This window comes from Bacillus pfraonensis (assembly GCF_050768835.1).
GTDB lineage: Bacteria > Bacillota > Bacilli > Bacillales > Bacillaceae_G > Bacillus_A > Bacillus_A pfraonensis.
Genome location: NZ_JAHCDO010000036.1, coordinates 1 through 13,741 on the forward strand (window position 1 = coordinate 1; position 13,741 = coordinate 13,741).

Genomic DNA, 13,741 nt, shown 5'->3' on the forward strand with positions numbered 1-13,741 from the left:
GTATAATACAAACTGTGGAGGAATACATCCACTACTATAATAATGAACGGATTCAGAGAAAATTAGATAATATGTCACCTATAGCTTATAGGAAACATGTTGTCTAGGTGTTTTTTCTTTGTCTCACCAAATGGGGTCAGACCACTGTATATTTCTACAAAAAGAATAGCGTTTTTTGTTTATGTGGATACAAATTTAACCTAACTGGATAGAGATTAGTCTGTACCACTATTATTTGATTTCAATTGCTGAAGTTGTATCGTCAGCCAAATTTGCTGTTATACCATACCAATCAGAGTGTCTAAATACGACTCCTTTGCCATATCCTTGAGTTGAAGTATGTTCCCACAGTGTCGTTGAATAACTTGCAGAAGGTGAAGCTGTACTTACAGAAGAAAGTCTGTCATTCCAGCTAGAAGGTAAGTTTTTAAACCCATAACTCCAAGAAAAATACTGTCCACCTTTATTTTTATGCTCATAGAAATCGGTACTACCAGGTCCGCTACCTCCACTACCTAGGGGCTTTATTTCATTTTTTCGTCTTTGTTTATCTTTTGCAATAAAAGCATCCAAGCTTTCTCTACTCGTAAAACCATAAGCCAACCAATCTCCATTTGTATTTTGTTTAGGTAGAACCATAGTTACTTTTACGTCTTCGTTGGATTTGTTATTTAATTTGTCACGAGAATCCAAACTCTTTCCATCCACAGTTACATAGTCGAACGATTTAATCGTATAATCTTTTTCTGTACTTGCTGATACCGTTCCTATTCCTCCAGTTAATACAAAGCCAGTCGTTAACGCTCCTACAACTAACTTCTTGAACATACAAACATCTCCTTTGTACTAAAATTTTTTTGTACAACTAAAATGCATGTTACTTTTATATTTTCGTGAATATTCAGGAATAATCACTCTGTTTCTCTACATAAAAAAATCACTATTCTCCCATTTTTCTAAATCCATGAAAGAATAGTGATTTTAAAACTTCTTCACCTAATCAATTGAAGTTCTTCGTTACTTTTTGATTTCAATTGCTGAAGTTATATCATTCCAATCCGCAGCCAAATTAGCAGTTTTACCATACCAATCAGAGTGTCTAAATAAGACCCCTTTGCCATATCCTTGAGTTGAAGTATGTTGCCACAGTGTCGTCGAATAACTTGCAGAAGGTGAAGCTGTACTTACAGAAGAAATTCTGTCATTCCAGCTAGAAGGCAAGTTTTTAAAACCACTGCTCCAATAAATATACTGTCCACCTTTATTTTTATGCTCATAGAAATCGGTACTACCAGCACCACTACCCAGGGTCGTTACTGGGCTTTGAAATCTTTGTTTATCTTTTTTGATAAAAGCCTCTAAGCTTTCTCTACTCGTAAAACCATAAGCCAACCAATCTCCATTTGTATTTTGTTTAGGTAGAACCATAGTTATTTTTACGTCTTCGTTGGATTTGTTATTCAATTTTGCCAGAGAATCCACATTCTTTCCATCCACAGTTACATAGTCGAACGATTTAATCGTATAATCTTTTTCTGCACTTGCTGATATCGTTCCCAGTCCTCCAGTTAATACAAAACCAGTTGCTAACGCTCCTACAATTAATTTCTTGAACATACAAACATCCCCTTTTGTTAAGATTTTTTTGGTACAACTAAAATGTATGTTATTTTTATAATTGTGTAAATATTTATAAAATTTAGAAATAAAAAACAGAAAATTTGCTTTTTTTTGTAGCAATTAAGTTGCTTTTTATCGTTTGGGGTGGTTATTAAGACGAATCATTTAGTTTACTTTTGATTAAAAGAGAAAATACACGCTGCAGAAATAAAACAGAGCATCGGTTAAAACGTTGATTAAGACCTTCTGGACTCATGATTGTAGCTGTACTTGCATAAAGTTGACTACATAATTGAGTAAGAGAATCGCTTGCTACGTGTTGACTAATCCAGATACATAAAGCAACCAAATCTCATGCGCCATACTTGCTTTTACGTTTTACAAAACCTGTCTCTTGTGCAAGCTGTTGAAGAATATGTGGAGTTCAGCGAACAAATGAAACTCATCCTGAATCGATAGATTCATACAAAAACGTCATCCTTTCTAATGATCTAGTTTGTTTAGAAAGAGTAACGTTTTTTTACAATCAGGGGGTAATTGATACTCTTAAGTTGATGGGCATCTATGGTGACCCCATGTCCATCAACTTAAGAATTTTTTTAACCCCAAGTTTAAAAATACGCCATCCTTTTCTATGATTCTACAGAAAGAATAGCGTATTTTTTTTATTTTAGGGAGTATTTTGTTTTATTAGCTTAATAACATTGGCTTGCCTCCGTAATTCCAAAATCCCCCAAAATTATTTTTTAGAATAAGTTTTTTTGAACCAGAAAGGTTTATTTTTAACTATAAAAACTATGACAAAATTTATCCAGTTTTCCTTTTTGCCTACTTGCTAAATTCAGCAAGTAAAATATTTTTAAAAGGATTAGAACCATTATTTTTATGGCTATTTAAATTGATGGCTAATGTATGCTTACCTCCAAGTGTGCCTCCAGCAAGAGTAGAAAACCCTGGAACACCGCCTGCATGCCCCCATATAGAAACGTGATTTGGAAGCTTAATTTCATAGATTCCAAGACCATATCCATCCATTCCTTCTATTCCTGTAGGAACTGTAGTAAGCATTTGTTTTAGTTGCTGTTCCTTCAGTAATTTGCCACTGAGTAAGTAAGAGAAGAATTTGTTTAAGTCGTCAGCAGTAGAAATCATATCTCCATCCGAGCTACCTGGGTAAGAATAAGTAACGTCTTTTAGCTCACTTGCTCCGTCATATTCTTCATATCCACGGGCATGCTTGGTGCCTGGAATCACGCTTGAATTGCCAGGTAGAAATGTATTCGACAATTCAAGCGGTTCAATAATCCGATTTTCAACCTCTTCCGCATAGCTGTTTCCAGTTACTTTTTCAATAAGAATACCCAGTAATACGTATCCTGTGTTTGAATAAGACCAGCCCTTTCCAGGAGCAAAGTCTGGGGGAAGAGAAATCCCCATCTTAACTAATTCTTCAGCTGTATACGATTTTTTTGTATCTATAATATCAAAGTCTTTTGACTTTATGTAGTCAGCGATACCACTTGTATGATTCAATATCTGCCGGATAGTAATCTGTTTACTATCATATCCGTTTCCTTGAATGACACCAGGAAGCCACTTTTCGATGGAGTCGTCTAGATTCAAGCGTTTCTCTCCAGCTAATTGAAGTAGCACTGTTGCAATGAATGTCTTCGTCACACTGCCAATTCGAAAGCGAAAATCTGTTTTCATCGGTTTCTTGGTTCTCAGATCCGCTATCCCAGTGGCATAACTCCATGTTTTTCCATCCTTGTAAATTTTATAAAGTATCCCAGGATATCCAAGTTCTAGTGTATCCCGCATTGCTTGCTGAACAGAAGTACGATCTCGTTGGGTACTTGTATGTAACGAACTAGATACACTTTGATTGGGCTCTGCTTTTACAATTGAGGTTGGTGTTGTATATAGCAGGGAACTTCCAGCTATTAAAAGGGTTAAACTTGCACATGTAATTTGCCTACTTGTTTTCATAAGGTCATCCCTCTCCTCTATTCATATTGTGTAGATGGTTGACGGCTGTTTCATACTAACCACACAGCTATCATTTCTACCAAAAGTTCACTATTGAATTTGTAATTATCTTACTAATTATTTTTTCACAAACGCCATTGTATCCTAATAAACGGTAAATTCCTCTTTTTCCACATGTATGTTAATCCTAGAAATTACTTCTTTTCTTTGAAACACTCTTGTTACTGGTTTGTTTTTCATAAATAGGTCATATCTGTTTCTCCTTTCACACCTCTTTATATTTTTAACATACACAATGAAAATCTCCCCTCCTCATTTATTGTTAATGCGTTAAAAACTGCTCCTTGATTCTAAGTATTTTTCTGTCACATACGGTAGTGTCAAAATGTCATGATATTTATGACATAACTATCAATACAGCCTTATCCACTCAATTTTTGTTGTTCTTTATAAATATGACAGAAGTTCACTATCGACTATGACTCGCCGCTTGCTACACTCTGTTCATACGCTAACGAGCCGCTAACTCGTTGCGCTAACAAAAAAATTCCAACCAAATAAAGGAGCGTACAAAAATGAAACAAGCAATTAACAAACTGGGGATCGTTACAATTCTTCTTTCTTCTTCAACCATGATTTCTGCATGTTCCCAACAATCATTAGAAGCAGAAAAATCAAAACCATCGGCATCCACGACTAATATCCAAATGACGAAAGGACCCAATAATAAAAAAGAAATAGAATCTTTTGCTGATCCGTTATTTGAAGAAGAAATGAAGAAGCATAATGTGAATGGTTCTAGTTTTGTCGTCGTTCATGATGGAAAGGTCGTTGTCAATAAAGGGTATGGATATGCCGATAAGGAAAAGAAAATCCCCGTCACTAAGGACACGGTCTTTCAAATCGCTTCAGTCTCGAAAACTTTTACTGCTTTGGCTGTGATGCAACAAGTCGATAAAGGAAAGCTTAAACTAGATCAAGACGTACAAAAATATCTTGGTGGATTAAAAATACCTAATCAAACAGGAAAACCTCTTACCTTGTTTGATATGCTCACTTATACCAGCGGGGTAGATTTTCCCGATCTCCCAACGATAACTGGACCTAAATACGTTCATAATAGTATACCAATGAAGGAATTTTTCTCTAAACATATGCCAACGGTGGTACGACCACCAGGGGAAGTTTATACGTATGACAACGTCTCATTTGCGCTCGCAGGGTTAGCAGTAGAGAATGTTACTAACACCCCTTTCTCAAAATATATGGAAAAGAATATTTTTAAACCATTAGATATGAAATCTACAAGTATGAGCTTTACGTCTGATCTTCTTGAAAGAATGGCTACACCTTATGGTCCCACCGGCGATCCAATCCCAACAAGTGGGCACGGTCTAATGGATGCACCACAAGGAGGCATTTTATCTACTGCGGAAGACATGTCAAAATACATGATTATGCAACTACAGAAAGGAAAATTTAAAGACAAAGAAATTATAAGTAAAAAAAGCATGGATATGATGCATGCCTATCAAGTTTTTGATGATAAAACGATTCCTGTTGCGACAATTGGATTTGAAACGCCTTTCAATAAATTTGCTAACGGTCAACACGTTGTAATAAAAGGGGGAAGTATGCCTGGACATCAATCACTGATGATTTTAGTGCCTGAACAAAAAACAGCATTCTTCATGTCTTACAATAATGATTCAACTATGAGTATAGACATATATGAAGCTCTCATGGATCACTATTTCCCTGCTAAGAAGAATGCGGCAAAAACAAGTTATCTCCCATTAGAGGAAAAGGAAGCTCATAAATACCTGGGCTTATTCCAAAACACGCGTTTCGCTGCAATTCGCACCCACTTTACCTATGAAGATGGGAATTTGGTCATGGAAGGGGGATTATCCGGAAAACAAGTTCTCAAAATGATTCATCCGTTGTTATTTGAAGATTCGGAAGGCAACAAAGTTGCTTTCAAAAAAAATGCAGCTGGAGAAATCACATATTTTCACTATAGCTCTCCTAAAAGCCTAGATTTTATGGCTGATGCACAAAAAATTAACAACAAACCGTCCTTAGCGGATGTCCCGCAAATGAGTAACTATAGAAGCCATATCGATAATCTTTATGCTTTAAACATCATGGATGCTAAAAAAGGTAATTTATTCGATCCGATGGGTACTATGACACAAGGAGAATTTGCTGATTCCTTGTTACGTGCACATGGGTGGAGTAGTTTTCCAGATGAATCCAAAGAGGCTAAAGAGAAATTTATAATAGGTATTCCTGGATTTGACCGTACAGCTCCAATTACCCGACAGATCGCAGCAACCATGATTCAAAACTTAAAGCAGATTCAACCTGATCAAGCTAATAAAGTTAAATTGCTTGATGCGGCGGATGACTGGGCAGTCCAATCTATTCAAGCACTTGCCTCCCAAGGAATTCTAGACCCTGATACTTCCATCAATGCTGACGGATCCTTTATCTTCCGTCCGAAGGATTTGTTACTGCGTCAAGAAGCAAGTGCCTTGCTGGATTTAGCTTTTAACTATTATGCACTGCCTATCAAACGACAGTAGATATTCATCCTAAATTGAATCATAACAAAATTGGATGATGGTATCTCATCAGCATCAAGCTAAAATATAACAAGAAATTCAACTTTATAAGATTTTTATGGAAACGGAAACGATTCGAAGCATAACCCGATGCATTTGAAGTTTTTGCATTTAAAGAAGGAACCATGGGACACTCTGAAACACCATTATGCCAGACTTATAGAAGCATCCCAATAGAGTGCACTCTATTGGGATGTTTTTGTGATTATTTAATTAAAAGAGATAGAGTGAAAAGCAAGTATGAAATACATGTAAGTAACACCAGAAAGAATATAAGCTTAGTATTAAATACATATCGTTCTATTCTTTTTCTCATTTCAATTTGTTTTACTTTTTCAACTTGGAAGGGTCAATTTGAATTTGCCCCTTCCAAGATCCAGCTACCTTTCCAATTTTATTTATATTTACATCTAATGTAAGTGGTTGCTTGAAGGAATTTTCCCCTTCAGGACCTTCTACAAATGTAAGGACACTTTCTGGTCGATCTTTATCACGAATACCTACATGCTCTAATTCTTGCCCAGCTGCTTTTAGCTTGAGTGGTAAGCCATTTTCCCCTTGAACAAATGGTAATTGTGAGAAGCTTCCATCTTTCTCATAATACTCTGGATTCTCTTCTTGTTGTCCATTTTTCTTGCCTTCACTTTTAAGGTTTAACCCCGTTGTATCAAATTCATACGGTACTAAACTTCCATCCGCTTTCTCAATTCTATAATGAACAGATATACGTGAATCTGCAATATATAATTCTTTAAAATGTACCGTAATACCTTGATCTGTGATTTTCTCATCCATCGGAATGAATTGACCATCTTTCATTCTGTCTTGTGTCACGCCATTTTCATCTGTACTTCCTTCATTTACGACCTTATCATTTGAAATTTCATTTGAAAAATAGGAAGCAACATTTGTAGCTGCTACTCGTACTTGCGGAATCATAGCTGTTGTAAAAAGTCCTGCTACAGCTACCGCTGCATACATAAAGCGTTTTGATTTTTTATTCATATTTGTAAACAATCCCTTCTTCTGTTCAGTTTTTTGATTTATAGAAGAAACATTTTCTAATTTTGAGCGACTTTCAAATGTTTTCCACGCTTGATCAATATCAATGTTGATGTCTTGTGATGAGTTTATAGTTTCTTCCTCTAACATTACATGTTCCCATTGGTTTAATTTACTAATTTCTAGTAATGTATCTTGGCATACTTCACATGTATCTAGATGTTTTGTAAATTCTTTTCTTGTATTATGAGAAAGCTCCCCATCCATATACGCTTGAAAAAATCCCTTATCATAACAATTCATTTGTTATGCCTCCTCTACTTGTTGATAGATTTTACGAAATTTTTGTTTGGCTCGGACCAATATTGTTCCAATAGAAGATATGTCAATTTGAAGCACGTCAGCAATTTCTTTATATTGAAAACCAGAAAATTTCATGAACAAAATGGTTCGATCTCGTTCATTCATGTTACTAAGTACCTTTTGTACTTTTGAAATTTCTTCTTTTCTTATCCGATCATCTTCTAATGATGAAATAGGGTGTCCTTCATGATATTGTATGTTTTTATCAATTCTTGCCTGATGTCGTTTTTCAGATCGAAGATAGTTATACGCTACATAAGTAGAGGATTTTATAAGCCATCCAGGTATGTTTTCGATTTTTTTCCAATCGTTTCGATATAATTGCAAGAATACTTCTTGTGCTAATTCTTCAGCAATGGTTTGATTTTTGACAATCCATATAATCTGTTTCACAGCGGAAGCGTAATATTGTTTAAACAAATCTTCAAATGTCACATCCGAGACAGGCTTTTCTTTCTTTTTTATCGTTAGCATAGTAATAAAACCTCACTCTCATTTGATGCCTGTATTATATAGAAACCAGAAAAACAAGTTTTGTGACAAAAATTTTTATTTTTTTAATTATGTACGAAATAAAGCATTCATCTTTCAATCAGATGAATGCAAAAATTAGAATTGTTTTGGTTTTCTCTTCTTATCCTCATCAAAAGATACATGAGTACAAAAAATAAGTAATTCACCATATTTTTTTATAAAAATGTGAAAGAAGATATCTTCTGTAAATAGAAATAGATCAAATAGTATTATGATGTGCTTTATTCTATAGACGATTTGTTGGCTGACAAATTTTCCAACAACATTTTACATATGTCGGACAATCGAGATGGCTTAATGCCATCCCTTGTCCGAAGCCAATTCATCTCTCACCTACTCACTGGTTACGTCCTTCACGTTCCTTGAGGAAGAAGTCTCCTTGGCTCAATATCAGCTTTAAACTTAACGGCTAAACTCCTTATTGAAAATTTTATTCCGACCCTCGATGACTTCCGGACCGACTGCATTGATGGAAGTTACTAAAATATGCTCCCCTCCTAGAGAGCCACCAACTCTCGATTCAAACCCGAATGTACCACCGGCGTGCCCCCAATATGATTGCCCATCCAGTGTCTTTTCTTCATAAATTCCTAGTCCGACTTTACCAATAGGTGAATCTACTGTTGTGAGCATCTGGTCCATCATCTCTTGATTTAGAAGCTTTCCGCCCAACAGCGCACTAAAGAAGGTAGTTAAATCTTTGACAGATGAAACCATATTTCCCGCTGCATTTGCCCATGATTGATTTATTTCTGTCAAATCATACAAATGACCCGATCTGTCCATATTATATCCTGTAGCATGCTCACCTGGTATATGAGGATTTGCTTCCATTACGAATGTCTCCTTTAGCCCAAGTGGTTCGATGAAACGTTTTCTGATTTGCTCTGTATACGTATCTCCTGTTGCCTTTTGAATAATTTGACCAGCTAGCACAGTATTGGTGTTTGAATAGTTCCAACCCTCCCCTGGTGAAAATACAGGTGGCTTGGCAAGTCCCAGGCTGATAAGTTCATCAGCAGTATAGTAACGGTATGGATTTTGAGGCAAGGTAATATCTCGCATATCCAAATCTGTATAGGATGCAATCCCGCTCGTATGATTCAATAACTGACGAATCGTAATTTTGTTACCGTCATACCCATTACCCTGTACGATTCCTGGTAACCATTTTTCAACCGAATCATCAAGGTTTAATTGTTTCTCCTCGACCAACTGCAATATAACGGAAGCAGTGAACGTTTTCGTTATACTCCCGATACGGAATGAAAAGTTTGGCTCTACCGGGCGCGGTACCTCATAACTCGCTGTCCCTGTAGCGTAAGACCAACGCTTTCCGTCCTTTAATCCACCTGCTATGACACTTGGAATTTTTTTATTAGTTACCACCTGATCCATTACGTACTTGACTTCTTCTCGATGTTTACTTTTCTTTTCCTTGTCCGTGAGTTCCTTTTTTGATTTTGCTGCAAATTCTGAGGCTAAAATATTATTGATATGTTTTTCCGCTCCTAGTACATTGATATTTATCGAGATAACATGTTGACCATCTTCCGTTCCTCCTGCAAAGTTAGTAAATCCAGGAATACCACCGCCATGCCCCCATACTTCGGTACCGTCCGGCAATTTTGTTGCGTGTATGCCAAGCCCATACTTTCCTAACGGAGAATCAACTGTACTAGTCATCATTTCCTTCTGCATCTCCGGTGTCAACAACTTTCCACCTAATAAGGCACGGAAAAACGTCGTCAAGTCTTCTCCTGTCGAAATCATTTCACCGCCAGCGTTAGCAAACGATGGGTTAAGCACAGTAATGTCTACTAATTTATCTCCTGTATTCAAGTAGCCACGAGCATTTTTTTTCGGAATATCCATCGAGCTTCCGGGAAGGAACGTTTCTTTAAGTGCGAGTGGCTCAATAATTCGTTTCTTAATTTGTTCGGCATATGTCTCCCCAGTAACCTTCTGGATAATAAGCCCTACAATAACCGTATTTGTGCTCGAGTATGCCCAGCCTGTTACTGGCTCTAGCTCCAAAGCGCGAGCAATTAACTGTTCGGGTGTATAATTTCCACTTGGATTTTCAAGTAATTTAGTCTTAAACTCTGGAGTCAAGAAGTCTGGAATTCCGCTCGTATGATTTAACAATTGGCGAATTGTAATTTTGTTGCCATCATAGCCTTTACCCTTTACGAGCCCCGGCATCCATTTCTCTACCGTATCATCGAGACTTAGCTTCTTCTCTCCAACAAGCTGTAATGCAACTGTAGCCACAAACGTCTTCGTTGTACTTCCAATTCTGAAAGCAGAATCAGCATCCACCTTATGATTTCTCTCGATGTTTGCCTCACCAGAAGCATATGACCAGTTTACATCTCCATTTTTCACGGCAACAATAACACCTGGAATATTTTTAGTATTAGCAGCCTTATCAACAGCCTGTTGGGGGGGCGTCTTTTTATACATTGCGTTTACATTTCCATTAGTAGGTAATACTAGTGTCCCAGCCAGTATAGTCGCTGTTAAGGCAAGTGCAGTTCCTTTTTTAATGATGAATGATTTCATAACACATCTCTCCTATTATTTTGAAATTTTCTGTTTCCTCACTCCCTCACCTTAACTTCGAAATTGTTAAATAGCATAGTGACGAAGCGACCAAATGTTTCATGACAGCGTGCGTAAATCTGTCACAAAAACCGTATGATAAACTGTCACCTATCTTATATGACATACTTTACAGCCAGTCTCTGACCGTCCTTCCACTATCTATTGACGAATTGGAAGATATACCGCATGATAAATCTGGATCATTAGAAAGTTAATTCCAAAAAAATACGAGTAGGTGTGCATAATCTATGTTCTCAGTAATGAAAAAGTGGTTTTGGTATGATTGGATATTTGTATCCGTACGAACGTTTTGGCTGTTCGTTATTATAAGTGCTGATTTTATACATCCATCATTAATCAATACGTCAATTTGGATTGTAATTTCTCTTGCAATCGTCGTTTACTTTGTTCCATTAATCGTCCGATATAAGAAAGAAGACTGGTATCTTGCAGTCGATGTCACGGCATCAGGCCTATATTATCTTTATTTAGCCTACGTAGCGCCGGGATTGCTTTGGTCTTTCATTTTACTCGTAATGATTATTGGTTTAGCAAACATTCAAAAAAGCTATGTGTGGACAGGTATCCTCTGTGGAATCGTATTCCCAGCATTGAACAGCTGGATCGCTAATCATCTCCCATATGAGTCTATCTTTAGCTGCAGCCTTGGTTTTGTCATTGGGATGGCATTTAATATATTAATTCAGTACCATAAGCAAGCCCAAATTATACAAGAGCAGAAGCTGTTGCTGGAGCAACATATTAAGCGGATTGAGGAGCTTACGCTGATAGAAGAACGCAACCGGCTGTCACATGAGCTGCATGACACAATTGGCCATACTCTTACCTCTCTCATTGTAGGGGTCGAATCACTGAGAACGTCAGTGCCAGATTCGCAGTTTGAGAGAATTGATTCTCTTGTCGGTATTGCCCAAAACAGTCTGGATGATATCCGAAAGCATCTTCATCAGCTCTCTCATAATTCATTAAATCATTCGTTAAGTGAATCGTTAAGACAATTAACCGAAGAATTTATGAAGTCGACAGGTACAACGGTTACATTCCGTGTGATTGGCAATGAGACTCTAGTCATGCAAAAAATAAACTTTTGCCTATATCGTTGCCTTCAAGAATCCCTAACAAACGCGGTTCGGCACGGCAAGGCGAGTGCGATAGCCGTTCAACTGCATTTCGATAAGAAACAGCTTCGGTTACAGATTGAAGATAACGGCGTCGGAATGAAAGAAATTCAATTCGGATTTGGTTTCAATGGGATGAAGGAACGGCTTGAACAATATCACGGCACATTGTCGGTTCATTCTGGAGCTGAGCAAGGAACATTTGTCATATGTAATATTCCATTGCAGACAGAACTTGTACATGACACGATCCGCCTGTTGATCGTTGATGATCAGGCACTTATTACCGACAGTTTAGAGCAAGTTTTAAATCAGCATACTGATTTTACCATCGTTGGTAAGGCGAAGGATGGGCGCGAAGCATTAGAACATTGTGAGCAATTCCATCCTGATATCGTATTAATGGATATTCGTATGCCGGTAATGGACGGACTTGAGGCTTTACTTGAGGTGAAACAGCGATGGCCTGATATTAAGATTGTGCTCATGACAACGTTTGAGGATTCCTTGCAAGCAGCAACTGCATTGGAACACGGAGCGGAAGGCTACTTACTGAAGTCAATTCATCCACGAGAGATGATGGAAGCTCTGAAACTTATTTATAACGGAGGAACCTGGATCGATCAATCGGTCGCTACGCGAGTCTTCGAAGAGATGAAGCGTCAACGTGAGCAACTAGAAAAGATTCACTCAAGTAAGGAAAGCTACCCGTACGGACTTACAAAACGCGAGATGGAAATTCTGGAGCATCTGTCGAACGGGCTTCGCTACAAATCAATTGCCTCTAAGCTGTTTTTATCGGAGGGAACGATACGCAATTACTGCTCGAACCTTTACTCCAAGCTCGGCGTCAATAATCGCGAGGAAGCAATCAAAATAGCACGAACAGAGAATATCTTATAGACGCTGTAGAACTTTCCGATAGTACTCAAATTATAGATTCTTTTGATACATTTACGTCTGCTGCGCCAAATAATGAGCCTATCTTGCGAAGAAAAGACTTATTGAAGTTCTGTCGGAAAACGATAAATTTTTATCAAGTATGATAACTCCCCTGACATTATCTGTAAGGGGAGTTATACTATAATAGGCTATATCAATAGTGATTGGAGTGTTATTAGATGCAAACAAAAAATGTTTATCTTTATGTATTTAATACAATGTCAGACTGGGAATATGGGTATTTAATTGCTGAATTAAACTCGGGAAGATATTTTAAAAAAGATTTAGCTCCGTTAAAGGTATTTACAGTAGGAGCTAATAAGGAAATTATTACTACGATGGGAGGACTGAGCATACAACCAGATATTTCCCTAGATGAATGTACTCTTGAGAGTAAAGATCTTTTAATCTTACCTGGAGGGAATACTTGGGGAGAAGATATTCATCAACCCATCTTGAAAAAAATTGGCGAAGCTTTAAAGCTTGGCACTATTGTTGCTGCAATTTGTGGTGCAACTAAGGGCCTCGCGAATATGGGATACTTAGATTCTAGAAAGCATACAAGCAATGACTTAGAGTATATTAAAATGGTCTGTCCTAATTATAAAGGAGAAAAATTTTATGAGATGAGACCTGCGGTATCTGGTAAGAATTTAGTTACTGCATCAGGGGTAGCTCCTCTGGAATTTACGATGGAAGTACTGAAAAAATTAGATGTATTTGCACCCGATACATTACATGCATGGTATAACCTAAATAAGACTCATAAACCTGAATACTTTTTCCAGTTAATGAATTCAATAAATAGATGAACTAAAAAAATCAATTTAGCAGTTTTATATTATTTGAAATCAAGGGGTAATTCCTGCTATCTTCCTAGATAAAAGTTAATATATTTGGAGTTAATATATAATTTTT

At 37.1% G+C, this 13,741-nt stretch carries 10 protein-coding genes and 1 pseudogene; 4 read left to right on the forward strand and 7 right to left on the reverse strand.

The features are described from left to right. The first annotated feature begins 14 nt into the window (after positions 1 to 14). A complete protein-coding gene (locus KFD70_RS24305; RefSeq protein ID WP_431613448.1) occupies positions 15 to 107 on the forward strand; it encodes an IS3 family transposase in 93 nt (30 codons plus the stop codon). 124 nt (positions 108 to 231) lie between these two features. On the opposite strand, the gene KFD70_RS24310 is transcribed toward KFD70_RS24305, so the two are convergent. From KFD70_RS24310 to KFD70_RS24325, 4 genes and pseudogenes are all read right to left on the reverse strand, one after another. Beyond that, complete coding sequence (locus KFD70_RS24310; RefSeq protein ID WP_336454334.1) at positions 232 to 828, reverse strand: hypothetical protein; 597 nt, start codon at positions 826 to 828, stop codon at positions 232 to 234. Positions 829 to 1,017: 189 nt separating this feature from the next. Beyond that, entirely contained in the window at positions 1,018 to 1,617 is a 600-nt protein-coding gene (locus tag KFD70_RS24315) for a hypothetical protein (RefSeq protein WP_336454333.1), read from the reverse strand. 169 nt (positions 1,618 to 1,786) lie between these two features. Continuing rightward, positions 1,787 to 2,085 (reverse strand): annotated as a pseudogene (locus tag KFD70_RS24320) (IS4 family transposase); the annotation flags it as partial. Positions 2,086 to 2,448: 363 nt separating this feature from the next. Beyond that, positions 2,449 to 3,609, reverse strand: a complete 1,161-nt coding sequence (locus KFD70_RS24325; protein ID WP_336454332.1) for a serine hydrolase domain-containing protein — start codon at positions 3,607 to 3,609, stop codon at positions 2,449 to 2,451. A gap of 575 nt (positions 3,610 to 4,184) precedes the next feature. Between KFD70_RS24325 and KFD70_RS24330 the strand changes: the two genes are divergently transcribed. Then, complete coding sequence (locus KFD70_RS24330) at positions 4,185 to 6,197, forward strand: serine hydrolase domain-containing protein (RefSeq protein ID WP_336454331.1); 2,013 nt, start codon at positions 4,185 to 4,187, stop codon at positions 6,195 to 6,197. A 366-nt stretch (positions 6,198 to 6,563) separates the two neighbouring features. Here the strand turns inward: KFD70_RS24330 and KFD70_RS24335 are convergent, their stop codons facing one another. The 3 genes from KFD70_RS24335 to KFD70_RS24345 form a co-directional block, all read right to left on the reverse strand. After that, positions 6,564 to 7,541 (reverse strand): DUF4179 domain-containing protein, encoded by a 978-nt coding sequence (locus KFD70_RS24335; protein WP_336454330.1) that lies wholly within the window; start codon positions 7,539 to 7,541, stop codon positions 6,564 to 6,566. A 3-nt stretch (positions 7,542 to 7,544) separates the two neighbouring features. Then, the gene (locus KFD70_RS24340; RefSeq protein WP_336454329.1) at positions 7,545 to 8,075 is read right to left on the reverse strand and encodes an RNA polymerase sigma factor SigX; all 531 of its coding nucleotides are present in this window, start codon (positions 8,073 to 8,075) and stop codon (positions 7,545 to 7,547) included. Positions 8,076 to 8,537: 462 nt separating this feature from the next. Beyond that, positions 8,538 to 10,700: a serine hydrolase domain-containing protein gene (locus tag KFD70_RS24345; RefSeq protein WP_336454328.1), complete on the reverse strand. Its 2,163-nt coding sequence runs from the start codon at positions 10,698 to 10,700 to the stop codon at positions 8,538 to 8,540. A 290-nt stretch (positions 10,701 to 10,990) separates the two neighbouring features. On the opposite strand from KFD70_RS24345, the gene KFD70_RS24350 reads away from it, so the two are divergent. Then, positions 10,991 to 12,784, forward strand: coding sequence for a hybrid sensor histidine kinase/response regulator transcription factor (locus KFD70_RS24350; protein WP_336454327.1), 1,794 nt, complete (start codon positions 10,991 to 10,993; stop codon positions 12,782 to 12,784). Positions 12,785 to 13,002: 218 nt separating this feature from the next. Next, positions 13,003 to 13,635, forward strand: a complete 633-nt coding sequence (locus tag KFD70_RS24355; protein ID WP_336454326.1) for a type 1 glutamine amidotransferase family protein — start codon at positions 13,003 to 13,005, stop codon at positions 13,633 to 13,635. Positions 13,636 to 13,741 lie beyond the last annotated feature (106 nt).